The 26,220-nt window shown below is 73.6% G+C and carries 22 protein-coding genes and 1 pseudogene; 1 reads left to right on the top strand and 22 read right to left on the bottom strand.

Going from position 1 to position 26,220, the window contains the following annotated elements; all coding sequences use genetic code 11:
• Positions 1-117 precede the first annotated feature (117 nt).
• The 22 genes and pseudogenes from pyrF to ACYSMR_RS16020 all read right to left on the bottom strand — a co-directional run bounded on the left by pyrF (position 118) and on the right by ACYSMR_RS16020 (position 25,143).
• A complete protein-coding gene (gene pyrF, locus ACYSMR_RS16125; protein WP_461746511.1) occupies positions 118-1,041 on the bottom strand; it encodes an orotidine-5'-phosphate decarboxylase in 924 nt (307 codons plus the stop codon).
• Entirely contained in the window at positions 1,034-4,354 is a 3,321-nt protein-coding gene (carB, locus tag ACYSMR_RS16120) for a carbamoyl-phosphate synthase large subunit (RefSeq protein WP_309125372.1), read from the bottom strand. The genes pyrF and carB overlap by 8 nt, the downstream gene beginning before the upstream one ends.
• A gap of 1 nt (position 4,355) precedes the next feature.
• The gene (gene carA, locus ACYSMR_RS16115) at positions 4,356-5,600 is read right to left on the bottom strand and encodes a glutamine-hydrolyzing carbamoyl-phosphate synthase small subunit (RefSeq protein ID WP_309125373.1); all 1,245 of its coding nucleotides are present in this window, start codon (positions 5,598-5,600) and stop codon (positions 4,356-4,358) included.
• Between the two features lie 50 nt (positions 5,601-5,650).
• Positions 5,651-6,157, bottom strand: coding sequence for a PH-like domain-containing protein (locus ACYSMR_RS16110; protein WP_251332652.1), 507 nt, complete (start codon positions 6,155-6,157; stop codon positions 5,651-5,653).
• Positions 6,158-6,208: 51 nt separating this feature from the next.
• Positions 6,209-7,519 (bottom strand): dihydroorotase, encoded by a 1,311-nt coding sequence (locus ACYSMR_RS16105; RefSeq protein ID WP_374238468.1) that lies wholly within the window; start codon positions 7,517-7,519, stop codon positions 6,209-6,211.
• A 5-nt stretch (positions 7,520-7,524) separates the two neighbouring features.
• Positions 7,525-8,526, bottom strand: coding sequence for an aspartate carbamoyltransferase catalytic subunit (locus tag ACYSMR_RS16100; RefSeq protein WP_251332653.1), 1,002 nt, complete (start codon positions 8,524-8,526; stop codon positions 7,525-7,527).
• On the bottom strand, positions 8,523-9,146 hold the full coding sequence (gene pyrR / locus ACYSMR_RS16095; protein ID WP_251332654.1) for a bifunctional pyr operon transcriptional regulator/uracil phosphoribosyltransferase PyrR: 624 nt from the start codon (positions 9,144-9,146) through the stop codon (positions 8,523-8,525). Before pyrR ends, ACYSMR_RS16100 begins: the two co-directional genes overlap by 4 nt.
• Before the next feature lie 208 nt (positions 9,147-9,354).
• Positions 9,355-9,765 (bottom strand): transcription antitermination factor NusB, encoded by a 411-nt coding sequence (gene nusB, locus ACYSMR_RS16090; protein ID WP_251332655.1) that lies wholly within the window; start codon positions 9,763-9,765, stop codon positions 9,355-9,357.
• A complete protein-coding gene (efp, locus tag ACYSMR_RS16085) occupies positions 9,762-10,325 on the bottom strand; it encodes an elongation factor P (RefSeq protein ID WP_251332656.1) in 564 nt (187 codons plus the stop codon). Before efp ends, nusB begins: the two co-directional genes overlap by 4 nt.
• 73 nt (positions 10,326-10,398) lie before the next feature.
• Positions 10,399-11,514, bottom strand: coding sequence for a 3-dehydroquinate synthase (gene aroB, locus ACYSMR_RS16080; protein ID WP_251332657.1), 1,116 nt, complete (start codon positions 11,512-11,514; stop codon positions 10,399-10,401).
• On the bottom strand, positions 11,511-12,095 hold the full coding sequence (locus ACYSMR_RS16075) for a shikimate kinase (RefSeq protein ID WP_251332658.1): 585 nt from the start codon (positions 12,093-12,095) through the stop codon (positions 11,511-11,513). The genes aroB and ACYSMR_RS16075 overlap by 4 nt, the downstream gene beginning before the upstream one ends.
• Positions 12,092-13,384: a chorismate synthase gene (gene aroC, locus ACYSMR_RS16070; RefSeq protein WP_309125375.1), complete on the bottom strand. Its 1,293-nt coding sequence runs from the start codon at positions 13,382-13,384 to the stop codon at positions 12,092-12,094. Before aroC ends, ACYSMR_RS16075 begins: the two co-directional genes overlap by 4 nt.
• 58 nt (positions 13,385-13,442) lie before the next feature.
• Positions 13,443-14,341, bottom strand: a pseudogene (locus ACYSMR_RS16065) (shikimate dehydrogenase).
• Positions 14,332-15,567 carry an endolytic transglycosylase MltG gene (gene mltG, locus ACYSMR_RS16060; protein ID WP_461746505.1) on the bottom strand — a complete coding sequence of 412 codons (1,236 nt, stop codon included), beginning with the start codon at positions 15,565-15,567 and terminating at the stop codon, positions 14,332-14,334. The pseudogene ACYSMR_RS16065 and the gene mltG overlap by 10 nt, the downstream one beginning before the upstream one ends.
• Positions 15,564-16,250, bottom strand: a complete 687-nt coding sequence (gene ruvX, locus ACYSMR_RS16055; protein ID WP_461746503.1) for a Holliday junction resolvase RuvX — start codon at positions 16,248-16,250, stop codon at positions 15,564-15,566. The genes mltG and ruvX overlap by 4 nt, the downstream gene beginning before the upstream one ends.
• Entirely contained in the window at positions 16,247-18,943 is a 2,697-nt protein-coding gene (gene alaS / locus ACYSMR_RS16050; RefSeq protein ID WP_461746501.1) for an alanine--tRNA ligase, read from the bottom strand. The genes ruvX and alaS overlap by 4 nt, the downstream gene beginning before the upstream one ends.
• Positions 18,943-19,275: a hypothetical protein gene (locus tag ACYSMR_RS16045; RefSeq protein ID WP_309125379.1), complete on the bottom strand. Its 333-nt coding sequence runs from the start codon at positions 19,273-19,275 to the stop codon at positions 18,943-18,945. Before ACYSMR_RS16045 ends, alaS begins: the two co-directional genes overlap by 1 nt.
• Before the next feature lie 12 nt (positions 19,276-19,287).
• Positions 19,288-19,710, bottom strand: coding sequence for a DUF948 domain-containing protein (locus ACYSMR_RS16040; RefSeq protein WP_251332665.1), 423 nt, complete (start codon positions 19,708-19,710; stop codon positions 19,288-19,290).
• 182 nt (positions 19,711-19,892) lie between these two features.
• The gene (rpsD, locus tag ACYSMR_RS16035; RefSeq protein ID WP_251332666.1) at positions 19,893-20,525 is read right to left on the bottom strand and encodes a 30S ribosomal protein S4; all 633 of its coding nucleotides are present in this window, start codon (positions 20,523-20,525) and stop codon (positions 19,893-19,895) included.
• Positions 20,526-20,893: 368 nt separating this feature from the next.
• Positions 20,894-22,417: a glycerol kinase GlpK gene (glpK, locus tag ACYSMR_RS16030; protein ID WP_461746498.1), complete on the bottom strand. Its 1,524-nt coding sequence runs from the start codon at positions 22,415-22,417 to the stop codon at positions 20,894-20,896.
• A gap of 78 nt (positions 22,418-22,495) precedes the next feature.
• Positions 22,496-23,230 carry an MIP/aquaporin family protein gene (locus ACYSMR_RS16025; RefSeq protein WP_251332696.1) on the bottom strand — a complete coding sequence of 245 codons (735 nt, stop codon included), beginning with the start codon at positions 23,228-23,230 and terminating at the stop codon, positions 22,496-22,498.
• A gap of 170 nt (positions 23,231-23,400) precedes the next feature.
• Entirely contained in the window at positions 23,401-25,143 is a 1,743-nt protein-coding gene (locus ACYSMR_RS16020) for a glycerol-3-phosphate dehydrogenase/oxidase (RefSeq protein ID WP_461746496.1), read from the bottom strand.
• A gap of 120 nt (positions 25,144-25,263) precedes the next feature.
• Here ACYSMR_RS16020 and ACYSMR_RS16015 point away from each other — a divergent pair, with 120 nt between their 5' ends.
• Entirely contained in the window at positions 25,264-26,220 is a 957-nt protein-coding gene (locus ACYSMR_RS16015) for a sugar-binding transcriptional regulator (protein WP_251332669.1), read from the top strand.

Below are 26,220 nucleotides of genomic sequence, written 5' to 3'. Positions count from 1 at the left end.
CCCCGCGGTGGGACGGACAGCCCGTTTGCTAAAGAAACTACATGAGTAACGATGGATGGTAAACCACCGCAACCGTGGCGTGACCAGGGAAATCAGCCGCGGGGGACGCCCCGCGGCTCAGCCCAGGGCCTCCGCGAGCTCCCCGGCCGAGCGCCGCACCGCCTCGCGCAGCCCCGCGACGGAGGGGCCCTCGCGCAGGATCGCCCGGCTGGAGGTGGCCAGCACCTGCGCGCCGGCGCGCCCGAAGACCGCGGGCAGGTCCGCGGCGCGGGCGCCCTGGGCCCCGTAGCCGGGCGCGAGCAGGGGCCCGCGCACGGCGGTGAGGTCGATGCCGAGCCCGCCCAGGGCGTCGCCGACGGTCGCACCCACGACGAGCCCGCACGAGCCGAGCGCACCGCGCCCGGCGGCCGTGGTCCCGGGCGCACCGGCGTCCCCGAGCAGCCGCGCGTTCTCGGCGGCGGCGGCCTCGCACACGGAGCGGGCCACGGAGGCGTCCCCGCCGACGTGCTGGACGGAGCGGCCCTCGGGGTTGGACGTCAGCGCGAGCACGAACGTGCCGCGGCCCGTGCGGGCGGCGAGGTCCAGGGCCGGGCGCAGCGACTCGAAGCCGAGGTAGGGGCTGAGCGTCACGGCGTCGGCCGCCAGCGGGGAGCCCTCCCCCAGCCACGCCGCGGCGTAGGCGTCCATGGTCGAGCCGATGTCCCCGCGCTTGGCGTCGGCCACGCTGAGCAGCCCGGCGGAGCGGGCCGCCCCCAGCAGCTCCTCGAGGGCCGCGAGGCCCGCGGCCCCGTAGGCCTCGTACAGCGCCACCTGGGGCTTGACCGCCGCCGCGTGGCCCGCGGCGGCCTCGAGGGCCGTGAGGCCGAAGCGGCGCAGCCCCTCGGTCGTGCGGGGCAGGCCCCAGGCGTCCAGCAGGCCCGGGTGCGGGTCGATGCCCACGCACAGGGGCCCGTGCTCGTCCATGGCCCGGCCCAGCCGCGCGCCGAAGGGGGCGCGGCCGGGTCCGGCGCTCGGCGTGGCCGGCACCGACGGGTCAGGCACCGACGACCTCCGGCTCCTGGGGGCGCAGGATCGCGCGCAGCCGCTCCTCGTGCTCCTGCAGGCTCGTGACGTCCCACGTGTAGGAGCGCAGCGCGGTCACGGCCTGCAGCGCGGCCCCGAGCACGGAGACCGTGGTCATCACGGGCACGCCCACGCTGGTGGCCGCGGCCCGGATCTCGTAGCCGTCGCCGCGGGCCTCCCCGCCGGCGGGGGTGTTGAAGACCAGGTCGACCTCCCCGGCGGTGATCAGGTCCGCGATGGTGCGCTCCCCCGCGGCGGCCTCCCGGATCTTGCGCACCACGGTGGCCTCGATGCCGTTGCGCCGCAGCACCTCGGCGGTGCCGCGCGTGGCGAGGATCTCGAAGCCGAGGTCGCGGAACATCCGCACGTAGACGATCGACGCGCGCTTGTCCCGGTTGGCGACCGAGACGAAGATCCGCCCGCCGGTGGGGAGGGAGACGCTCGCGGCGGCCTGGGCCTTGGCGAAGGCGGTGTCGAAGTACTTGTCCAGGCCCATGACCTCGCCGGTGGAGCGCATCTCCGGGCCGAGCAGGGAGTCCACCACGGCGCCCTCGGCGGTGCGGAACCGGGCGAAGGGCAGCACGGCCTCCTTGACGGCCACGGGGGCCGAGGCGGGCAGGGTGGACCCGTCGGTGCGCTCGGGCAGGTGGCCCTGCTCCCGCAGCTGCGCGATCGTCGTGCCGACCCCGATGAGCGCGGCCGCCTTGGCGAGCTGCACCCCCGTGGCCTTGGAGACGAACGGGACGGTGCGGGAGGCCCGCGGGTTCGCCTCGATGACGTAGAGCAGGTCGGAGGCCACGGCGAACTGGATGTTGATCAGCCCGCGCACCCCCACCCCGCGGGCGATGGCCAGGGTCGCCTCGCGCACGCGCTCGACGACGTCGGGGCCCAGCGTGATGGAGGGCAGGGTGCACGCGGAGTCGCCGGAGTGGATGCCGGCCTCCTCGATGTGCTCCATCACGCCGCCCACGTACAGGTCCGTGCCGTCGTAGAGGGCGTCCACGTCGATCTCGACGGCGTCCTCGAGGAACTTGTCGATCAGCGCCGGCCGCGACGGGGAGACCTCGGTGGCGTTCTCGAGGTAGCGCGCCAGGGCGGGCTCGTCGTAGACGATCTCCATGCCGCGTCCGCCGAGCACGTAGGAGGGGCGCACGAGCACGGGGTAGCCGATCTCGTCGGCGATCCGCTTGGCGTCCGCGAAGGTCGAGGCGGTGCCGTTGCGGGGCTGGCGCAGCCCCGCCTCGGCGAGCACGCGGGCGAACTCCCCGCGGTCCTCCGCGAGGTCGATGGCCTCGGGGGTGGTGCCGAGGATGGGCACGCCCGCGGCCTTGAGCTGCGCGGCGAGCTTGAGCGGCGTCTGCCCGCCCAGCTGCACGAAGACCCCGAGCAGCCCGCCGGTGCGGCGCTCGGCGTCGACGACCTCCATGACGTCCTCGAAGGTCAGCGGCTCGAAGTACAGCCGGGTCGAGATGTCGTAGTCCGTGGAGACGGTCTCCGGGTTGCAGTTGACCATGACGGTCTCGTACCCGGCCTCGCGCAGCACCATGGACGCGTGCACGCAGGAGTAGTCGAACTCGATGCCCTGCCCGATTCGGTTGGGCCCGGAGCCGAGGATCATCACGGACGGCTGGTCGTGCCCGCGGATCTCGGACTCCTCGTCGTAGGAGGAGTAGTGGTACGGGGTGAACGCCTCGAACTCCGCGGCGCAGGTGTCCACGGTCTTGTAGACGGGACGGATGCCCAGGGCGTGGCGCACCCCGCGGACCACGGCCGGGTCGATGTGGACCAGGGCGCCGATCTGCTCGTCGGAGAACCCGTGGCGCTTGGCCAGGCGCAGGGTCTTGGGGGTGAGGTCGGTGTCCTGGCGCACGACCTCGGCGACCTCGTTGAGCAGCACGAGCTGGTCGAGGAACCAGGGGTCGATGCCCGTGGCCTCGTAGAGCCGGTCCACGCCCGCCCCCGCCAGCAGGGCCTGCTGGACCTGGTGGATCCGCTCCGTGGTGGGCGTGCGGGCGGCGTCGACGAGCGCGTCCAGGCCGGCGGCGTCGAGCTCGGGAGCCGCGTAGGAGAAGGAGGAGCCCTTCTGCTCGAGGGAGCGCAGGGCCTTCTGCAGCGCCTCGGTGAAGTTGCGCCCGATCGCCATGGCCTCGCCGACGGACTTCATGGTCGTCGTCAGCGTGGGATCCGCGGCCGGGAACTTCTCGAACGCGAAGCGCGGGACCTTGACCACGACGTAGTCGAGGGTGGGCTCGAAGGACGCGGGGGTCTTGCGGGTGATGTCGTTGGGGATCTCGTCGAGCGTGTAGCCCAGGGAGAGCTTGGTCGCGATCTTGGCGATCGGGAAGCCCGTGGCCTTGGACGCGAGGGCCGAGGAGCGGGAGACGCGCGGGTTCATCTCGATGACGACGACGCGGCCGGTGTCCGGCTCGATGGCGAACTGGATGTTGCACCCGCCGGTGTCCACGCCGACCTCGCGGATCACGGCGATCGCGATGTCGCGCAGCTTCTGGTACTCGCGGTCGGTGAGCGTCATGGCCGGGGCCACGGTGATGGAGTCGCCGGTGTGCACGCCCACGGGGTCGAAGTTCTCGATGGAGCACACGACCACGACGTTGTCGTTCTTGTCGCGCATCATCTCCAGCTCGTACTCCTTCCAGCCGAGGATCGACTCCTCGAGGAGCACCTCGGAGGTCGGGCTGTACTGGATGCCGGCCCCGGCGATGCGGTGCAGGTCGGCCTCGTCGTAGGCCATGCCCGAGCCGAGCCCGCCCATCGTGAAGGACGGGCGCACCACCATGGGGTAGCCGAGCTCCTCGGCGGCGGCGAGGGCCTCGTCCATGGAGTGCACGATCACGGAGCGGGCGGACTCGGCGCCGCAGCGGGCGACGACGCCCTTGAACTGCTCGCGGTCCTCGCCGAGGTTGATGGCCTCGACGTTCGCGCCGATCAGCTCCACCCCGTACCTGTCGAGCACGCCGTTGGCGTCCAGGGCGATCGCGGTGTTCAGGGCCGTCTGCCCGCCCAGGGTGGGCAGCACCGCGTCGGGGCGCTCCTTGGCGATGATCTTCTCGACCACCTCGGGGGTGATGGGCTCCACGTAGGTGGCGTCCGCGAACTCCGGGTCGGTCATGATGGTCGCCGGGTTGGAGTTGACGAGGATCACGCGGATCCCCTCCTCCTTGAGCACCCGCAGGGCCTGCGTGCCCGAGTAGTCGAACTCGGCGGCCTGCCCGATGACGATCGGGCCGGACCCGATGACGAGAACGCTGTTGAGATCTGTCCTGCGCGGCATGTCAGTGCTGCCCTTCCTGTGCGTCCTCCGCGCTCTGCGCGCCCTGCGCGCCGCGGGGAACGGCGTTGTCGATGGTCGGGTCGGCGGAGCCGTCCCGGTAGGTGTCCATGAGTGCGATGAACCGGTCGAAGAGGTACGAGGCGTCGTGCGGGCCCGCGGCGGCCTCCGGGTGGTACTGCACCGAGAACGCCGGCAGGTCGAGGCAGTTGAGGCCCTCCACGACGTCGTCGTTGAGGCACACGTGGCTGACCTCGACGCGGCCGAACTCCGCCAGCGGGGCCGTCACCGGGCCCTCGAGCGGGGCGTCGACGGCGAAGCCGTGGTTGTGGGCGGTGATCTCCACGCGACCGGTCTGGCGGTCCATCACGGGCTGGTTGATCCCGCGGTGGCCGAAGACGAGCTTGTAGGTGCCGAAGCCCAGGGCCCGGCCCAGCAGCTGGTTGCCGAAGCAGATGCCGAAGAACGGCACCCCGGCGCGCAGCACGCCGCGCAGGGTCTCGATCTGGCGCTCGGCCGTGGCGGGGTCGCCGGGGCCGTTGGAGAAGAACACGCCCGAGGGCCGCCGCGCCCGGATCTGCTCGGCGGTCGTGTGCGCGGGCAGCACGTGCACGCGCACGCCGCGCTCGGCGAAGCGGTGGGGGGTCATGGACTTGATCCCGAGGTCCACGGCCACGAGCTCGTGGCGGACCTCGCCGCCCCAGCCGTGCTCGGCGGGCTCCACGACGTAGGCCTCGGGGGCGGACACGCTCTCGGCGAGGGCGCGGCCCTCCATCCGCTCGGCGGCGGCGACCTCGGCGACGAGCTCGGCCTCGGGGCGCAGCGCGTCCGGGCCGGAGAAGATGCCGCCGCGCATCGCGCCGCGGTCGCGCAGGTGCCGGGTGATGGCGCGGGTGTCGACGTCCTGGATGCCGACGACGCCCTGCGCGGCGAGCTGCTCGTCGAGGGCGCCCTCGGAGCGCCAGTTGGACGGGCGGCGGGCGGCGTCGCGCACGACGTAGCCGGCCACCCAGATCCGCCGCGACTCGGCGTCCGCGGCGTTGACGCCGGTGTTGCCGATGTGCGGGGCGGTCTGCACGACGAGCTGCCCGGCGTAGGACGGGTCGGTGATGGTCTCCTGGTAGCCGGTCATGCCGGTGGAGAACACGGCCTCGCCGAGGGCGGTGCCGAGCGCGCCGTAGGCGCGGCCGCGGAAGACGCGGCCGTCCTCCAGCACGAACACGGCGGGGTCAGTGGTGATCGAGCTCAAGGTCGTCCTCACGTTCGTAGCTGCGGGTCAGGGAAGTCGGGGGCGGGCGGTCAGGCCCGCCGGGCGGGGGCGACGGCCTGGACGGCCGCGACCAGGCGCGCCTTGTCCTCGGCGCGGCGGGTGCGGAAGCCGGTGTCGACCAGGGTGCCGCCCAGCGACCAGGTGAGCACCGCGAGCCCGTCCTTCTCGACGAACTTCCCGGCCATGCCGGACGCGGTGCCCACGGCCGTGATCGCGGCGGCGGGCACGAACAGGGGCGGGGTGCCGTCCCGGTCGTAGAGCACCCCGTCGTCGAAGACGAAGACGGTGGCGCGGGCGCGCACCCCGAGGCCGTGGGCGGCGATCCGCTCCAGCGGGGCGCCGGACTCCGTGGTGGAGACGTACATGCCCGCCACGGCCAGGCGCGGGGTGCGCTCCTCGATCCCGGCCGGCACCCCGGGCAGGGGCGCCAGCCCCGACTGGCGCCGGACGCGGGCGGCCCACCCCCGCCGGATCAGGGCGAACAGGGCCGCGACCACGAGCAGCGTGGCGGCCAGGGTGGTGAGTTCGGGTCCCATGGGACGGGGCCTCCGGGGGCTGGAAGGGGCGGAGCGGACGGGGCGGGGTGCTCAGGCGGTGGGCGCGGGGGTGTGCAGCGCGCCGTCGAGGACGGTGGGGTGGCCGCGGAAGAACGTGGCGCGCACGGCCCCGGGCAGCTCCATGCCGCGGTAGGGGCTGTTGCGGCCCTTGGAGGCGTGGCGGGCGGGGTCCACGACGGTGCGGGCGGCCGGGTCCCACAGCGTGATGTGGGCGGGCTCCCCCTCCTGCAGCGGCCGGCCCTGGGTGGCCAGGCGACCGATCCGGGCGGGGGTCTCGGAGGTGATCCGGGCGACGTCGCGCCACGTCAGCAGCCCGGTGTCCACGAGGGTGAGCTGGACGACGGACAGGGCGGTCTCGAGCCCGGTCATGCCGTTGGCCGCGCCGGACCACTCGCACTCCTTGTCCTCGGCCGGGTGCGGGGCGTGGTCGGTGCCGATGACGTCGATCGTGCCGTCGGCCACGGCCTCGCGCAGCGCGTGCACGTCCTCGTCGGTGCGCAGCGGCGGGTTGACCTTGTAGACGGGGTCGTAGGTGCGGACCTTCTCGTCGGTGAGCAGCAGGTGGTGCGGGGTGACCTCGGCGGTGACGTCGATGCCGCGCTGCTTGGCCCAGCGCACGATGTCCACGGAGCCCCGGGTGGACAGGTGGCAGATGTGCACCCGGGAGCCCACGTGCTCGGCGAGCAGGACGTCGCGGGCGATGATCGCCTCCTCGGCCACGGCGGGCCACCCGGTGAGCCCAAGCTCGGCGGAGACGGTCCCCTCGTTCATCTGGGCGCCCTCGGTGAGCCGCGGCTCCTGGGCGTGCTGGGCGACGACGCCGTCGAAGCCCTTGACGTACTCCAGCGCCCGGCGCATCAGCACCGGGTCGTGCACGCACATGCCGTCGTCGGAGAACACCCGCACGGCGGCGCGGGACTGGGCCATCGCCATGATCTCGGAGAGCCGCTCGCCCTTCAGGCCCACGGTGACGGCGCCCACGGGGCGCACGTCGACCCAGCCGGCGGCGCGGCCGAGCTCGTGCACCTGCTCGACGACGCCGGCGGTGTCCGCCACGGGGTCGGAGTTTGCCATCGCGAACACGGCGGTGTAGCCGCCGAGGGCGGCGGCGCGGGTGCCGGTCTGCACGGTCTCGGCGTCCTCCCGGCCGGGCTCGCGCAGGTGGGTGTGGATGTCCACGAGCCCGGGCAGGGCGACCAGCCCCGCGGCGTCGACGACGCGGGCGTCGCCGGCCGCGCCGGCCAGGTCGGGGCCCACGCGCTGGATGACGCCCTCGTCGACGAGGAGGTCGGCGGTCTGCTCGCCCAGCAGCTGGGCGCCCTTGATGAGGTACGAGGTCACTGCGGTCAGCGCTCCTGGAGTCGTGCGGGGTCGGTGGGGGTGTCGAGGTCGTCGCCGGCCAGGAGCAGGTAGAGCACGGACATCCGCACGGAGACGCCGTTGCGCACCTGGTCCAGCACGGTGGAGCGCGGGGAGTCGGCGGCGGCCGAGGAGATCTCGAGCCCCCGGTTCATGGGGCCCGGGTGCATGATCGCGGTGGAGGCGCCGGCTGCGTCGAGCGCGCCGAGGCGCTCGGGGGTGAAGCCCCACTCGCGGGCGTACTCCTGGGCGGTCGGGAAGAACGCGGCGTGCATGCGCTCCCGCTGCACGCGCAGCATCATCACGGCGTCGGGGGCCGGGTCCAGCGCCTCGTCGAGGGAGAACAGCACCCGGCACGGCCACTCCCCCATCCCGACGGGCAGCAGCGTGGGCGGGGCGACGAAGGTGACGCGGGCGCCGAGGGTCGTGAACAGCCACAGGTCGGAGCGGGCCACCCGCGAGTGCAGGACGTCGCCGACGACCACCACGTGCATGCCCTCGAGGTCCAGGCCGCGGGTGCTCTCACGGCCCTCGGTGCGGGCGCGGTGCTGGCGCAGCGTCATGGCGTCGAGCAGGGCCTGGGTGGGGTGCTCGTGGGTGCCGTCGCCGGCGTTGACGACGGCGGCGTCGATCCAGTCCGACTCGGCCAGCTGCTGCGGGGAGCCGGACGCGGAGTGGCGGATCACCACGGCGTCGGCGCTCATGGCGGCGAGGGTCTGCGCGGTGTCCTTGAGCGACTCGCCCTTGGAGACGGAGGAGCCCTTCGCGGAGAAGTTCAGGACGTCCGCGGACAGCCGCTTGGCGGCGGTCTCGAAGGAGATGCGGGTGCGGGTGGAGTCCTCGAAGAAGAGGTTCACCACGGTGCGCCCGCGCAGCGCGGGCAGCTTCTTGACCGCGCGCTGGCCCACGGCGGCCATCTGGTCCGCGGTGTCGAGGATCGTCAGGGCGGCGTCGTAGGACAGGTCCTTCGTGGAGAGCAGGTGCCTCATGCGCCCGCCCCCGGCGCGGGGGCCTCGATGACCACGCAGTCGGCGTGCTCGGCGGAGCGCGGCTCGGGGTCGGTCTCGGCGAGACGGACCCGCACCTTCTCCTGGGAGGAGGTGGGCAGGTTCTTGCCGACGTGGTCGGCGCGGATGGGCAGCTCGCGGTGGCCGCGGTCGACGAGCACGGCGAGGCGCACGACGCGGGGCCGGCCGACGTCGACGAGGGCGTCGAGGGCGGCGCGCACGGTGCGCCCGGAGTAGAGGACGTCGTCGACGAGCACGACGGTGCGCCCGTCGATGCCCTGCACCGGGATGCGGGTGGGCTGGGGGGTGCGGGCGGGGTTCTTGCGCAGGTCGTCGCGGAACATCGTCACGTCGAGCTGGCCGAGGCTCGCGGCGGCGTCGAAGCCGGGGTCCGTCGCGGCGATCTTGGCGGCGATCCGCTGGGCCAGCGGGTAGCCGCGGCGCGGGATGCCGAGCAGGACGAGGTCCGAGCTGCCCTTGTTGGACTCGAGGATCTCGTGGGCGATGCGCGTCAGGGCGCGGTCGATGTCGGCTGCCGAGAGGATGACGCGCGCGGTCACGGGCCCCGTCGGGGGACCGGCCACGGAGGTGCCGTCGTTCATGGGTGCCGCCTCCTTCCCCGCCTCACAGGACGGACTTAAAGGTTGCTTGCTCCGCCCAAACTAGCACGTCCGGCCGGTCCGCCCCGGCCGGGGGTGACGCCCGTCTCCTCCGCCGCGGGGCGTGCGGGGCGCTCGCGGCCCCGGGGACGGCAGCACCCCGCGCCGCCGCGCGGGAGCGCGGAGCACGGGGTGTCCGGGATGCCGCGGGTCAGCCGAGCAGGGTCGGCTTCATCTGCTGCAGCCGGCCCAGCAGGCCGTTGACGAAGCGCGGGGACTCGTCGCCGGAGAGCTCCTTGGCGAGGCTCACGGCCTCGGCCACGGCGACGGCGTCGGGGACCTCGTCGTTGAACAGCAGCTCCCAGGCGCCGACGCGCAGGATGTTGCGGTCCACGGCCGGCATGCGCTCCAGGGTCCAGCCCTGGGAGTACGTCTCCAGGTACTCGTCGATCTCCCCGCGGCGCACGAGCACGCCCTGCACGAGCTCCTCGGCGTACGGGGAGACGAGCGCGTCGCTGTGCAGGCGGCGGCGCTCCATGGCCTCACGGGCGTCCTCGTGGCGCTGCTCGGCCTCGAAGAGGATCTCGACGGCGCGGCGGCGCGCCTTGCCCCGGGCGCTCACTCGTTGACGCGGCCCAGGTAGTCACCCGTGCGGGTGTCGACCTTGACCTTGGTGCCCTGCTCGAGGAACAGCGGCACCTGGATCTGGTAGCCGGTCTCCACGGTGGCGGGCTTGGTGCCGCCGGTGGAGCGGTCGCCCTGCAGGCCCGGCTCGGTGTAGGTGATCTCCAGCACCACGGACGCGGGCAGCTCGATGTAGAGGGGGGCGCCCTCGTGCATCGCGATCGTCGCGTTGAGGTTCTCGAGCATGAAGTTCGCGGCGTCGCCGACGACCTCGCCGGGCACGGTGATCTGGTCGTACGTCTTGTTGTCCATGAAGACGTAGTCGGCGCCGTCCTGGTACAGGTACTGGTAGTCGCTGCGGTCCACGGTGGCCGTCTCGATCTTCGCGCCCGCGTTGAACGTCTTGTCGACCACCTTGCCGGAGGTGACGTTGCGCAGCTTGGTGCGCACGAACGCGCCGCCCTTGCCCGGCTTGACGTGCTGGAACTCGATGACGTTCCAGAGGTTGCCCTCGAGCTTGAGGACGGTGCCGTTCTTGATGTCGTTGGTGGTTGCCACAGGTTCTCTCTCTGTCGGTCTGCGAAGTCGGCGGTGGGTGCGGTCGGTGGGTCTCGCCGGACCGCGGACCAGTCTAGCTGGGCGCGCCCTCGGCGATCTCCTGGTAGGTGGCGAAGAGGATCGCGGGGTCGGGGACCTCGAGGATCCGCGGCCGGGCCACGGCGTCGAGGACGACGAAGCGCAGCAGGTTCCCGCGGGTCTTCTTGTCCCGCTTCATCACCTCGAGCAGGCGGGGCCACTGGTCCCACCGGTACGTGGTGGGCAGCCCGAGGGAGCCGAGCACGGCGCGGTGGCGCTCGACGACGTCGTCCGCGAGGTTGCCGGCGGTGCGGGCGAGCTCCGCGGCGAAGACCATGCCCACGGACACCGCCGCGCCGTGGCGCCACTGGTAGCGCTCGTTGTGCTCGATGGCGTGGCCGAGGGTGTGCCCGTAGTTGAGGATCTCCCGGCGCCCGGCCTCGCGCAGGTCCCCGGAGACGACCTCCGCCTTGACGCGCACGCCGCGCTCGACGAGCTCGCGCACCACGTCCGACTGCGCGTCGCGCACGGCCCGCGGGTTGGCCTCGATGAGCTCGAGGATCCGCTCGTCGGCGATGAACCCGCACTTGACGACCTCGGCCATGCCCGTGAGCAGCTCGTTCTCGGGCAGGGTCCGCAGGGTGTCCAGGTCGCACAGCACGCCCGCGGGCGGGTGGAAGGCGCCGACGAGGTTCTTGCCCTCGGCGGTGTTGATCCCGGTCTTGCCGCCCACGGCGGCGTCGACCATGCCCAGCAGCGTGGTGGGGATGTGCACCACGCGCACCCCGCGCAGCCAGGTCGCGGCCACGAAGCCCGCGAGGTCGGAGACCGCTCCCCCGCCGACGGAGACGACGGCGTCCGAGCGGGTGAAGTCGTTCTGCCCCAGGACCTGCCAGCAGAAGGCCGCCACCTGGACGTGCTTGCCCTCCTCGGCGTCGGGGATCTCGGCGGTGAAGGCCTGGTAGCCCTGGGACCGCAGCTGCTCCATCACCACGTCGCCCGTGCTGCGCAGGGCGCGGGGGTGGATCACGAGCACCCGCTGGACGCGGTCCCCGAGCACGCGCGGGACCTCCCCGAGCAGGCCGTGGCCCACGAGGACCTCGTAGTTCTCCCCGGGGCGCTCGCCCGTGACGGGGATGGTGGTGACGGTGCCGCGGGCGGACTCGCTCATGACTGGACCTCCTGGGTGGTGCCGGGGGCGCGCAGGGCGCGCAGCCGGGTGATCTCGGCCTCGAGGTCGGCGGCGATCTCGGCCACGGGCCGGTCCCGGGTGCCGTCGAGGGTGATGTCGGCGAGCTCCTCGTAGCAGCCGCGGCGCGCGTCGTAGAGCTCCTGCCAGCGCCGCTCCGGGTCGGGCTGGAGCATGGGCCGGGTGCGGTTGCCGCTGATCCGCGGCAGGACCGTCCCGGCGTCCACGTGCAGGTAGGCGACGAGCTCGTGGCGCAGCAGCTCCCGCACGGACGGGGTCATGGGGGCGCCCCCGCCCACGGAGAAGATCGCGTTGGCGTGGTCGGGGTCGCGCAGGACCTCCGCGATGGTGTCGGCCTCGAGATCCCGGAAGTACTTCTCCCCGTGCTCGGCGAAGATCGTCGGGATCACCCCGTAGCGGGAGACGATGACCTGGTCGGCGTCCACGAAGTCGTAGCCGTAGAACTTGGCCATGTGCAGGGCGAGGAAGGACTTCCCGGCGGCCATGGGCCCGATGAGCACCACGGGCCGCTGCGGGGCCGCGCCGGGCAGCGGGGCGCTCACGGCTGCGCCCCCTCGGGGCCGGCGGGGGCCACCAGGGGGTCGCCCATGTGGTCACCGGCGGCCGCGGCGGCGTCGGCCCGGAAGGCCCCGAGCTCCCCGGAGGAGGCCAGGGACGCGGGGATCGCCGCGAGGTAGGCGTCCTTGTTCCGCCGGGTCTCGGCGACCGAGTCCCCGCCGAACTTCTCCGTCATCGCGTCGGCGAGCACGAGCGCGACCATGGCCTCGGCCACCACGCCGGCGGCGGGCACCGCGCACACGTCGGAGCGCTGGTGGTGGGCGCGGGCGGGCTCGCCGGTCGCGACGTCCACGGTGCGCAGGGCCTTGGGGACGGTGGCGATGGGCTTCATGGCGGCGCGCACGCGCAGGGCGTCGCCGATGGACATGCCGCCCTCGATGCCCCCGGCGCGGTTGCTGACGCGGTGGACCAGGCCGTCGGCGTCGCGCACGATCTCGTCGTGGGCGGCGGAGCCGGGGCGGGCGGCGGTGAGGAAGCCGTCGCCGACCTCGACGCCCTTGATGGCCTGGATGCCCATGAGGGCCGCGGCCAGCCGCGAGTCCAGGCGCCGGTCCCAGTGCACGTAGGAGCCGAGCCCCGGCGGGAGGCCGTAGGCCAGGACCTCGACGACGCCGCCGAGGGTCTCACCGTCCTTGTGCGCGGCGTCCACGGCCGCGACCATCGCCTCCGAGGTGGCGGCGTCGAAGCAGCGCAGCGGGTCCGCGTCGAGGGCGGCGACGTCCGCGGGCAGCGGGCGGGGGGCGTCCAGGGGCGCGCTGACGGCCCCGACCGCGGTGGTGTGGGAGACGAGGCCCACGCCGAGGGCCTCGAGGAGCTTCGCGGCCACGACGCCCAGGGCCACGCGGGTGGCGGTCTCCCGGGCGCTGGCGCGCTCCAGGACGGGCCGGGACTCGCCGAAGCCGTACTTCTGCATGCCGGTGAGGTCGGCGTGGCCGGGGCGGGGGCGGGTCAGGGCGGCGTTGCGGGCGCGGCCCTCGAGCACGTCCGGGTCCACGGGGTCGGCGGACATCACGTCGCGCCACTTCGGCCACTCGGTGTTGGCGATCTCGACGGCGATGGGCCCGCCCTGGGTCACGCCGTGGCGCACGCCCCCGAGCAGGCGCACCTCGTCCTGCTCGAACTTCATCCGGGCTCCGCGCCCGTACCCGAGCCGGCGGCGGGCCAGCGCGTCCCGCACGTCCTGGCTCGTCAGGCCCACCCCCGCGGGAACGCCCTCGATGATCCCGACGAGCGCCTCGCCGTGCGACTCGCCGGCCGTGAGCCAACGCAACATAACAACTCTTTCCGTTCGGGGTCTCGACGGCGGGGGCCCGCAGGGGCGCGCCCTGCCGTCAGGGTCGGGGCCGGGACACGGCCGGGACGACGCGGATGGGCCGTCCCACCGCCGTGCACATCGCAGCGATCACGTCCTGCTCGCGGGGCAGGGGTTCGCCCAGGCTGCGCCCGGTGAACAGGCGGATCTGATCGACCGCCTGGAAGATCAGCATATCGAGTCCCGGGGCCACGGCTCCCCCCGCGCCCTCCCAGGCCCGGGCGAGGGCCGAGGGCCACGGGTCGTAGGCGGCGTCGAGCAGCACCCCGGCCGTCGCGGGGGCGGTGGCCGCGAGGACGGCGGCGAGCTCGTCGGCGCCGTGCGGCGGCAGGGTCGAGACCACGACGTCGTAGCCGGCCAGGGCGCCCGCCGCCTCCTCCCAGGGGCGCAGCCGCACGGGCAGCCCGAGCCGGCGGCCCGCCTCGACGGCGCGCTCGGCGCGGGCCGCGGAGCGGACGAACACGTCGGCCCGCCCGGCCCCGAGCAGCCCGGCGGCGGCGACGGCCGCGGTGGCCGTCCCCCGCCGCCCAGCACCGCGGCCGTGGGCGCGGCGGGCACGGCGCCGGCGGCGCGCACGGCCCCGACGATCCCGGCGACGTCCGTGTTGTGCCCGAGCACCGTGGCGCCGGGGCGGAAGAGCAGGGTGTTGACCGCGCCCACGGCGGCGCCGAGGCCGGTGAGCTCGTCGGCGCACGCGGCGGCCACGGACTTCAGGGGCATCGTCACCGACAGCCCGCGCCACGCGGGGTCCCCGCGCCGGGCGTCGACGAACGCCGGCAGCTGGTCCTCCACGAGGTCGTGGGCGGCGTAGTCGACGTCCTCGCCCAGCACCGCGTACGCGGCGCGGTGCAGGTCGGGCGAGCGGGAGTGGCCGATGGGGTGGCCCACCACCGCGGCCCGGGCGGGGCTCACCCGCACCGGCCCTCGTTCTCGCCGCACCACTGGTTGTACTCGTCGACGTTGCGCAGGTGCTCGGCGTAGGTCTCGGCGAACTTGGTCTCGCCGGTGTCCAGGTCCACGGTCACCCAGAAGTAGTAGCCGTTGTCCTCCGGGTCGGCGGCGGCCTGGATGGCGGCGTCGCCCGGGGAGCCGATCGGGCCGACGGGCAGGCCCGGGTGGGCGAAGGTGTTGTAGGGGTTGCCCTCGTCCTGGCGCTCCTCCTCGGAGAAGTCGTAGCCCTTCCGGCCGAGGCCGTAGGTCACGGACGCGTCGGACTGGATGAACCCGGAGGTCTCGCCCTCGGGGTTCTCGAGGCGGTTCTCGATCGCCCCGGCCACGACGTCGTAGTGCTCGGGCTGGACCTCGAACTCGATGATCGACCCGATGGTCAGCGCCTCGAACGCCGCGTCGTCGTCGGTGATCCCGGCGCCCTCGAGGGTCGTGCGGGTGCTGTCCACCATGGTCTGCAGGATCTGCTGCGCGCTCGCGTCGAGGGGGAAGCGGTACTCGCCGGGGTGCAGCCAGCCCTCGAGGCTCGGGAACCGGTCGGGGATCCCGAAGGTCGCGGTGTCCTCCGCGTAGGCCTCGAAATCCTCGATCGGGATGCCGGTGGACTTGCTGAGGATCTCGAACACGTCGCTCATCCGCAGGGTCTGGGCCACGGCCGCGTAGTGCGTCGCCTCCTCCTCCTCCATCAGCAGGTCGATCGCGCTCTCGGAGCTCATCTCGGTGCGCAGCTCGTACTCGCCGGGCTGGATGAACTCCTCCGCGTGCTCCTCCTGGTAGGCCTCCATGAACGTCTCGGCGTCGGCGACGACGCCCTGCTGCTCGAGGGCCACCGCGATCTGCCCGGTGGTGGCGCCCTCGGCCACGGAGAAGGTGACGGGGTCCTTGCCGTCGCCGCGGTAGTCGCGGACCTCGAACCACCTGAAGGTGGAGCCGAGCACGGACACGGTGATCAGCGCGGCCAGCAGGAACAGGGCGATGGCCGTGGTCAGGGAGACCCGGCCCCGCCGCTGCCGGCGCTTGACCTGCTCGGGGGTCAGCTCCTCGTGCTCGAAGGCGCCCTGCAGGCCCGTGGAGTCCTCGCGCGACGACGGGGCGTCCAGCAGGCTGCCGAGGCGCCCGGCCGCTCCCGCGCCGGAGGGCTCGCGGGGCGCCTCGGGACGGCGGGAGGCCGCCTGGTCGTACGGGTCGTCGCTCACGAATGCTCTCCGTCCGGATCGGTGGTCGTCAACGGTGCCCCCGGCGCCCCCTCGGGCGCGGCGGCGGCGTCCCCGGCGTGCCGGGACCGTCCGTCGAGGTGCCCCGGGGCAGGGTGGTCCGCACCGGGGTCTCCCCCATTATGGGCCACGACGGGGGCCCCGGGGCGGGAACCAGGCGGGGGCGGGGGCCCGGCCGCGGGTCCGGGCACGAGCTGGCCCGGTTCCGCGCCGGTCGCCTTCGCCCGGTCCACGGCGCTCTGCAGGATGGTGGCGGCGGCCACCTGGTCGACCTTGTCCATGTGCTCCCGCCGCGACACGCCAGCCTCCAGCAGCGCGCGGTGGGCGTCGACCGTGCTCAGCCGCTCGTCGACGAGCCGCACGGGGACGTCCCGGCCCTTGGCGTGCAGCCGGCGCACCAGGGCGGCGGCGTAGTCCCGGGCCATCGCGGTGGAGGCGTTCTCGCCGCCGTCGAGGCTGCGCGGCAGCCCGACGTAGACGGCCACGGCGTCGTGCTCCTGGACCAGCCCGGCCAGCAGCTTGACGTCGAAGCCCTTCTTCGGGTCCCGGCGCAGGGTCGTCAGCGGGGTCGCGAGGATCCCGTCGGGGTCGCACAGGGCGACCCCGACGCGGACGAGTCCGACGTCGACCCCCATCCGCCGTCCGCGGGCGAAGCCTGCGCTCACGCGGTGGCGCCCGCCGTCGCGTTGGCGACGTCGGCGAGCACCGCGTCCAGGGCCGCCGTGATCTTCGCGGGGTCCTGTCCGCCGCCCTGCGCGACGTCGTCCTTGCCGCCGCCCCCGCCGCCGAGCACCGTGGCGGCGGTGCGGACGAGCCGGCCGGCCTTCACACCGGCCTCGCGGGCGCCCTCGGTGGTGGCCACGAGGACGACCGGTCGGCCCTTGGCGACACCGGCCACCGCGACGACGAACGCGTCGGCCATGAGCCGCCCGCGCAGGTCCAGGGCGAGGGAGCGGACGTCGTCGGCGCCGGCGACCTCGCCCGCGTCGTGCACGAGGACCTTGACGGGCCCGACCTGGCGCACGCCGTCGAGCAGCGCCCCGGCCTGGGCCTGGAGCTTCTCACGGCGCAGCCCGGCGAGCTCCTTCTCGGCGGCCTTGAGCCTGTCCAGGGTGGTGGCCAGGCGCTCGGGGAGCTCGGCGGAGGACTGCACCTTGAGCATGTCGGTGAGCTGGTGGACCAGGGTGCGCTCGGCGGCGAGGTGGCGGAACGAGTCCAGGCCCACGAGCGCCTCGACGCGGCGGTTGCCGGAGCCCACGGACTGCTCGGTGAGCAGGGTGAGCGAGCCGATCTGGGCGGTGCCGCCCACGTGGGTGCCGCCGCACAGCTCGCGCGACCACGGACCGTTCATCTCGACGACGCGCACGCGCTCCCCGTACTTCTCGCCGAACAGGGACATGGCGCCCAGCGCCTTCGCCTCGTCGAGGCCCATCTCCTGGGTGACGACCTGGAAGTTGTCGTGGATGGCGGTGTTGGAGACCTCCTCGATCTCCCGGCGCTGCTCCTCGGACAGACCCTCGCCCCAGGCGAAGTCGAAGCGCAGGTAGCCCTCCTTGTTGAAGGAGCCGCGCTGGACGGCGTCGGGGCCGAGGATGTCGTGCAGGGCGGCGTGCACGATGTGGGTGCCCGAGTGCGCCATCTCCCCGGCGCGGCGGCGGGCGACGTCGACCTGCGCGACCACGGGCGTGCCGGAGACGGCCTCGCCCTCGCGCACGACGGCCTTGTGCACGGACAGCCCCTTGACCGGCTGCTGCACGTCGGAGACCTCCAGCACGAACCCGTCGCCGGTGATGGTGCCGGTGTCGGCGGCCTGGCCGCCGGCCTCGGCGTAGAAGGGGGTCTCGTCGAGGACGACCTCGACGTGCTCGCCCGCCGACGCGGCCGGGACCGTCACGCCGTCCCTGAGCAGGGCCCGCAGGGCGGTCTCGGTGCGCAGGACGGTGTAGCCGGTGAAGACGGAGCCGCGCTCGTCGAGCAGGCGGCGGAAGACGGACAGGTCCGCGTGGGCGCCCTTCTTGGCGCGGGCGTCCTCCTGGGCCCGCCGGCGCTGCTCCTCCATCAGGCCGCGGAAGGCGGTCTCGTCGACGGCGACCCCGGCCTCGGCGGCCATCTCGAGGGTCAGGTCGATGGGGAAGCCGTAGGTGTCGTGCAGGGCGAACGCCTCGGCGCCGGAGACGGCCTGGCCCTGCTGCTTCGCGCCGGCCACGGCCTCGTTGAGCCGGGTGGTGCCGGACTCGATGGTCTTGAGGAACGCCTTCTCCTCGGCGTAGGCGATCCGGGAGATCCGCTCGAAGTCCTCGGCGACGTAGGGGTAGACGCCGCGCATGGCGTCGCGGGAGGCGGGCAGCAGCACGGGCAGGCACGGCTCGGTGACGCCCATCAGGCGCATCGCGCGGATCGCGCGGCGCAGCAGGCGGCGCAGGATGTAGCCGCGGCCCTCGTTGGACGGGCTGACGCCGTCGGCGATGAGCATCAGCGAGGAGCGGACGTGGTCGGCGACCACGCGCATCCGCACGTCGTCGGCGTAGCCCTCCTCGTCGGCCCTCTCCGAGCCGCGGTAGGTCTTCCCCGACAGCTCGGCGGCCTTGTCGAGGACGGGGCGGACCTGGTCGGTCTCGTAGAAGTTCTCGACGCCCTGCAGGAGCATGGCCAGGCGCTCGACGCCGAGGCCGGTGTCGATGTTCTGCTCCGGCAGGTCCCCGAGGATCTCGTAGTCCTTGCCGGTGCCCTCGCCGCGCTGGTACTGCATGAACACGAGGTTCCAGATCTCGATGTACCGGTCGTCGTCGACGGCCGGGCCGCCCTCCTGGCCGTAGCGGGGGCCGCGGTCGTAGAAGATCTCGGAGTCGGGCCCGGCGGGGCCGGGCTGGCCGGTGTCCCAGTAGTTCTCGTCGCGGCCCATGCGCTGGATCCGCTCGGCGGGCAGGCCCACCGTGTCCCTCCACAGCGCGTAGGACTCCTCGTCGCCCTCGTAGACGGTCACCCACAGGCGGTCGGGGTCGAGGCCGAAGCCGCCCTGCTCGACGGGGCCGGTGAGCAGCTCCCAGGCCATGGGGATGGCCTTCTCCTTGAAGTAGTCGCCGAAGGAGAAGTTGCCGGCCATCTGGAAGAACGTGCCGTGGCGGGCGGTCTTGCCGACCTCGTCGATGTCGAGGGTGCGGATGCACTTCTGGATGGAGGTGGCCCGCCGGTAGGGGGGCGTCTCCTGACCGAGGAAGTACGGGATGAACGGGACCATGCCGGCGATGGTGAACATGGAACCGGGCTGGGAGGAGATCAGCGAGGCGGAGGGCACCACGGTGTGGCCCTGGCGCTCGAAGTAGTCCAGCCAGCGCTTGGTGATTTCCTGAGAGAGCATTACCGGTGCTTTCCTTCGCGGTCGGTCGAGGGGTCGGGGGCGTCGAGGAGCCCGGGCGCGGCGTCGCGGCCGGTGAGGGGGGACGACGGCGTGCCGGGGGGCGTCACGCCGAAGGAGGCGCGCAGCTCGGCCTCCCGCTCGTCCATGCCGGCCTTGACGGTCGCGGCGAAGCGGTAGAGGCGGGAGCGCCAGTCCCCGGGCCGGGGGGCGCGGGCGGCGTCGGCGCCGCGGCGCACGTCGAGGTCCTGGCCGGGGGTGCGGGTGATCCGGGCGGCGGCGGCGCCGATCACGGTGCCGGCGGCCACGAGGGCAAGCTTGCCCCAGAAGCTCATGCTGGGTCCTCCCTAGGCGGCCGGGTCGCGCGGACCCGGCTCGGTGGTGGGCCCGCCGAAGGGATCCGCGCGGCGGGCCCCGGCGGACGGGTCGTCCCCGGTGAAGGCGCGGCGCACCCCGTGGGAGAACGCCGCGACCTTGATCAGCGGCTGGCCCACGGTGGAGGCCACCAGGGAGGACAGCGCGGAGACGTTCGCGGAGGCGTCCGAGACGTTGGTCGTGATCCCGTCGACCTTCTCCAGCTGCGAGTTGGTGGTCGACACGGTCCGGGTCACCTCGTCGATGAGCGGGACGGTCTCGTTGTTGAGCGAGCGGATCGTCAGCCGCAGCTCGTCGAAGACCTTGCCGAGCTTGAGGATCGGCACGGCGAGCAGGGCGACCAGGACGGCGAACACCCCGGCGGCGAGCAGTCCTGCGATTTCTCCACCGGTCATGGGGCGGGGCGCTCCTTGCTGGTCTGGTCGGGGGCGGGGGCCCGCGGCGGGCGGGCGGGGCACCGGCGCGGTGCCCGGTGACCAACTGTACCGAACGGAAAAGCCCGCGGCGCAGGCGCCGCGGGCTCTCCGCCGGTGGGGCCCCGTCCCCGGCGTGCGCCGGGGACGGGAGCCCGCTGGCATCAGGCCATGCGGGCGTAGTACTCCACCACGAGCTGCTCCTCGCAGGTCACGGGGACCTCGGCGCGCTTGGGCTTGCGCACCAGCTTGGCCTGGAGGCGGTCGATCTGCACGTCCAGGTAGCCCGGGGTGTCCGGGAGCACGGCCTGGTGCGCGCCGGCGGCGGCGACCTGGAAGGGCACCATCTTCTCCGACTTCGGGTGCACGTGGATCAGCTGGCCCTCCTTCACGCGGAACGAGGGGCGGTCCACGCGCTGGCCGTCGACCAGGATGTGGCGGTGCACGACCATCTGGCGGGCCTGGGCCATGGTGCGGGCGAAGCCGGCGCGCAGGACGAGGGCGTCGAGGCGGGACTCCAGCAGGACGACCAGGTTCTCACCGGTCTGGCCCTCCTGGCGCTTGGCCTCGACGTAGGCCAGGTGCATCTGCTTCTCGCGGATGTTGTACTGGGCGCGCAGACGCTGCTTCTCGCGCAGACGGACGGCGTAGTCCGAGTCGGCCTTGCGGCGGGCACGGCCGTGCTCGCCGGGGCCGTAGGGACGGCGCTCGAAGTACTTCTCGGCCTTCGGGGTCAGGGCGATCCCGAGGGCGCGGGACTTGCGCACCTGACGGCGCGCACGCGTGTTGTTAGCCACGGTTACCTTTCACAATGCGGTGCTCCCCCGTCGCGCGGGGGAAGCGTGTTCTGGTCGGTCCGGCCTCCGAGGACGGGATCGGTCCCGCCGGAGAGGTGAGGATCAGCCGCAATCCTCTCGTCCTGCAAGCGCCGTGGCCGCACGGGGAGCACCGTGGTTGACAGCGGTGCGCCGGGCGCGCGGGAGCACGGGCCTTGCCGGCCGACGGTCCAGTATAGCCTGCGCCCGCCCCTTTCGCGCGCCCTCGCACCGCCCGCCCCCGACGCGCCCCGCCGAGGGCGCCGCCGAGGGGTGGCCGGCGACGGGAGCAGCACCGTGCCGCCCGGTCCGGCCCGGGCGGCACGGTGCTGCGGCCTGGCGGCGCGGGGTCAGTCGACGTCGCGGTCGACCCAGTCGAGGGACTTGGTCACGGCCTTCTTCCAGTTGCGGTAGAGCCGCTCGCGGTCCTCCTCCCCCATCGTCGGGGTCCACCGGGCGCCCTCGGCCCAGTTGCGGGCCACGTCGGCGGTGTCGGCCCAGAAGCCCACGGCGATGCCGGCGGCGTAGGCCGCGCCGAGGGCCGTGGTCTCGGAGACCCCCGGGCGCACCACGGGCACGCCCAGCTGGTCGGCCTGGAACCGCATGAGCAGCTCGTTGGCGGTCATCCCGCCGTCGACGCGCAGCTCGGTGATCGGGCTGCCCGAGGCCGCGTTCATCGCGTCGACGACCTCCCGGGACTGGTAGGCCGTGGCCTCGAGGGCGGCCCGGGCGATGTGCGCCTTCGTCACGTAGCGGGTGAGCCCGACGAGGGCGCCGCGGGCGTCGGCCCGCCAGTGCGGGGCGAACAGGCCGCTGAAGGCCGGCACGAAGTACGCGCCGCCGTTGTCCTCCACGGTGCCGGCGAGCTCCTCCACCTCGGGGGCGGAGGAGATGATGCCGAGGTTGTCGCGCAGCCACTGCACGAGCGCGCCCGTCACCGCGATGGAGCCCTCGAGGGCGTACACCGCGGGGGCGTCGCCGATCTTGTAGCCGGCCGTGGCGATGAGCCCGTGGCTGGCCGGGACCACGTCGGTGCCCACGTTCATGAGCACGAAGTTGCCGGTGCCGTAGGTGTTCTTGCCCATGCCCTTCTCGAAGCAGGCCTGGCCGAACAGGGCGGCCTGCTGGTCGCCCAGGATCCCGGAGATGGGCACGTCGCGGAGGAAGCCGCGGGTGCGGCCCTTGCCGTAGACCTCGGAGGACGAGCGGATCTCGGGCAGCATCGAGACGGGCACGCCCATCTCCTCGCAGATCTGCTCGTTCCAGTCCAGGGTGTCGAGGTTCATGAGCATCGTGCGGGAGGCGTTGGTCACGTCGGTGACGTGCACGCCGCCCTCGACGCCGCCGGTCATGTTCCACACGAGCCAGGAGTCGGTCGTGCCGAACATGAGGTCCCCGCGCTCGGCGGCCTCGCGGGCGCCGTCGACGTTGTCGAGGATCCAGCGGATCTTCGGCCCGGCGAAGTAGCTGGCCAGCGGCAGGCCGGTGCGCTCCTGGTAGCGGTCCATGCCCGCGTCCCCGGCGAACTGCTCGACGAGCGCCTGGGTGCGGGTGTCCTGCCAGACGATCGCGTTGTAGACGGGCTTGCCGGTGGTGCGGTCCCACACCACGGTGGTCTCGCGCTGGTTGGTGATGCCGACGGCGGCGATGTCGCGGGGGCCGACCTCCGAGCTGGCCTCCGCCTCGGCGACGACCTTGCGGACGTTGAGCCAGATCTCCATGGGGTCGTGCTCGACCCACCCGGCGCGCGGGAAGATCTGCTGGTGCTCGAGCTGGCCGACGCTGACGACGTTGCCCTGCTTGTCGAAGATGATCGCGCGGGAGCTGGTGGTGCCCTGGTCGATGGCCATGACGTACTTCGGCTGGGTGCTCATGGGTGGTTCCTCACTTCGTGGTGCTCCGGTGGACGGGTGGCGGGTGCTGCGGGCGGGCGGGGTCACAGGCGGCGGGTCTCAGGCGGGCGGGTTGGCGAAGAGCTGGTAGTAGCCGCCGGCGAGCGCGCCGCCGACCAGGGGCCCCACCACGGGGACCCAGGCGTAGGCCCAGTCGCTGGGGCCCTTGCCCCGGATGGGCAGCACGGCGTGGGCGATGCGGGGTCCGAGGTCCCGGGCGGGGTTGATGGCGTAGCCGGTGGGCCCGCCGAGGCTGGCGCCGATGCCGACGACCAGCAGGGCCACGGCCAGCGGGCCGATCTGCGAGGGGGTGTTGCCGAAGAGCAGGATCACGGCCACGAGCACGAACGTGCCGATCACCTCGGTGACGAGGTTCCAGCCGTAGGAGCGGATCGCCGGGCCGGTGGAGAAGACGGCGAGCTTGGTGTCCGGGTCCGCCTCCTCGTCGAAGTGCTTCTTGTACGCGAGGAAGGCGAGCACGGCGCCGAGGAACGCGCCGAGGAGCTCCCCGGCGAAGTACACCGCCGTGCTGGCCGCGGTGACGGGCACCCCCGGGGCGTACTCCGCGGAGCCGGAGGCCCACAGGCCCACGGTGACGGCCGGGTTCAGGTGGGCCCCGGACTGCCAGGCGACGTAGACGCCGGCGAACACCGCGAGGCCCCACCCGAAGTTGATCATCAGGAAGCCCCCGCCCAGGCCCTTGGTCCGGGGCAGCACCGCGTTGGCGACGACGCCGGCGCCGAGCAGCAGCAGCGTCGCGGTGCCGGCGATCTCGGACAGGAAGACGGTGGACAGGGACGCGGGCACGGTGGGGGCGGTCTGCAGCAAGAGGTGTGGCAGGGACGTGGACAGCACAGCGGCTCCTCGGGACGGGCGGACGGGCGGACGGGGTGGCGCGGGCCGCCCGGGCGGGCGGTCGCAGGAGGGAGACGGGCACCGGCGGTCGGCCGGTGGCCGTCCGGCGGTCAGCCGGCGGGGCGGATCGCGTCGAGCACGTCGGGGGCGGCGGCGCGGGCGGCGGCGGCCGCGGCGTCGTCGGCCGCGGCCGCCGCGGCGTCCTCGGCGGCGCACCGGGCCCGGTAGGCCTCGACCTCGGCGGCCCGGCGCTGCGGGTCCCAGCCGAGGGCCGCGGCGGCGAGGTCGGCGATCTCCTCGACGGCGTCCAGACCGTGCCGGGGCCGCTCCCACGTGAGGCGGGTGCGGGTGTCGTAGATGTCCTCGAGGTGCAGGGCGCCCTCGTGCGTGCAGGCGTGGACGATCTCGGCCCGCAGGTAGGGGGCGGCCCCGGCGAGCGGGCGGCCCAGGTCCGGGTCGGCCTCGGCGAGCGCGACGATCTCGGAGACCGCGGACCCGTAGCGGCGCAGCAGGTGGAGCACCTGCTCCTCGTCCCAGCCGAACCGGGCGCCCAGGGAGCCCGCCTGCCGGCGCAGGGCCAGGTAGCCGTCGGCGCCCAGCAGCGGCGTGCGGTCGGTGACGGACGGCATCTGCCTGGCGCGCTCGGCGCCCAGGGCGAGGTCCACGGCGTCCTCGGCCATCACCCGGTAGGTCGTGAGCTTGCCGCCGGCGATCGTGATCAGCCCGGGGGCGACCTCGGTGACCGTGTGCTCCCGGGAGATCTTGGTGGACTGCTCGCCGCCGTCCTGCTTCGTCCCCGGCTGCAGCAGCGGGCGCAGCCCGGCGTAGGTGCCGATCACGTCGTCGCGGGTCAGGGGACGGTCGAGCACGACGTTCGCGTGGTCGATGACGTAGTCGATGTCCGCGCCGGAGGCCACGGGGTTCTCGAGGTCCTGCTCGTAGGAGGTGTCGGTGGTGCCGATGAGCCAGTACCGCTCCCACGGGATGATGAACAGCACGGACTTCTCGGTCTGCAGGATCAGGCCGGTGTCGCTGCGGATCCGGTCGCGCGGGACGACGATGTGGATGCCCTTGGAGGCCAGCACCTGCAGCCCGCCCTCGGCGTGGGCGAGGTCCTGGGTCTGCTCCGTCCACACCCCCGTCGCCGCGATCACGCTGCGGGCGCGCACCAGGTGCTCGGCGCCCGTCTCGAGGTCGCGGATCGTGGCGCCGACCACCCGGCCGCTGCCGTCGGTGGGGAAGCCCACGGCGCGGGTGCGGTTGGCCGCGAGCGCCCCGAAGCGCACGGCGGTGCGCACGATGGTGAGGACGAGGCGGGCGTCGTCGACGCGGGCGTCCCAGTACTGCACGGCGCCGACCATGGACCCGGGCCTGACGTCGGGGAAGAGCCGCCGGACGCCGGAGGCGGTGAGGTGGCGCTGGTAGGGCAGGGTGGCGACCTTCGCGCCGATGTGGGCGAGGGCGTCGTAGAGGCCGATGCCGGCGGTGACGTAGGGGCGCTCCCAGAACCGGTGGGTCAGGGGGTAGAGGAAGGGCACGGGCTTGACGAGGTGCGGGGCGAGGAAGTCGAGGAGCAGCTCGCGCTCCCGCAGGGCCTCGGCGACGAGCTTGAAGTCGAGCTGCTGGAGGTAGCGCAGGCCTCCGTGGACGAGCTTGGAGGACCACTGGGACGTGCCGCCGGCCCAGTCCTGGGCCTCGACGATGCCGGTGCGCAGGCCGCGGGACACGGCGTCGAGGGCGATCCCGGCCCCCGTGATGCCGCCCCCGACGACGAGGACGTCGAGCTCGGTGCCGTCGGTGAGCGCGGCGAGCGCCTGCTTCCGGTCGGTGGCGGACAGGGTGGGGAACGACATGGGTGCGGCCTTTCGACGGGCCCGGGGCGGAGCGCCCCGGTGTGCTGTGACTCACACTCTTCCCTCCGGTGCACCTATGCTCAACCAATACGAACGGACGTGCAGGGGAAGGGTTTGCGGATGCACCAAGATGCGGAGCTCTACCAGGCCGCCGAGCTCTACTGGGTGCAGGGAATGACCATGGACGCGGTGGCCGAGCGCTTCGGCGTCTCCCGCTCCACGGTCTCGCGCATGCTGCAGGGCGCCCGCGACCGCGGCATCGTGCGGATCAGCCTGGCCTCCCCCGGCAGCCCCGTGGACGACCTCTCCCGTACGCTGCAGAGCACGTTCGGGGTCACGGTGCACGTCGCCGGCACGGCCCGCAGCGCCACGGACTCGCAGCGGCTGGAGTCGGTGGCCCGCTGCGCGGCCGCGCTGCTCGGGGAGTGGTTCGGCGACGGCATGACGCTCGCGGTCGCGTGGGGCACCACGACGTCGGCGGTCGCCTCCCACCTGCAGCCCAAGCGCACGCGCAGCGCGACGGTCGTGCAGATGAACGGCGCGGTCAACGTCCACCCCGCGGGGGCGGCCCGCTCCGCGACCCTGCTGGCCCAGATGTCCACCGCGTTCAACGCCGCCCTGTACCCGTTCCCCACCCCCGCCTTCTTCGACGACGAGCGGACCCGGGAGCTGATGTGGCAGGAGTCGACCGTGCGCCGCGTGCTGGCGGTGCGCAACACCGCCGACCTCGCCGTCTTCAGCGTGGGCGCCTTCCGCGGGCCCATGGTCTCCCAGGTCTACAGCGGCGGCTACCTCGACGAGGACGCGTTCCGGACGCTGACCGCCCAGCGGGTGGTCGGGGACGTGTGCACGGTGTTCCTGCGGGAGGACGGCACCTACGCGGACATCGGCCTCAACCGGCGCGCCTCGGGGCCCACCCCCTCGGAGCTGCGGCGGATCCCCCGCCGGCTGTGCGTGGTCTCGGGCGAGCACAAGATCCGCGGTCTCGTCGGCGCCCTGCGGGCCGGTGTCGTGACCGACCTCGTCGTCGACGAGCGCACCGCGGGCGGCGTGGTGCGCTACCTCTCGGGCCGCTGA

Source organism: Kocuria sp. U4B (genome assembly GCF_054875615.1).
The sequence above is the reverse complement of the archived record's forward strand: the minus strand, read 5'-3'. Positions and strand labels throughout refer to the sequence as shown.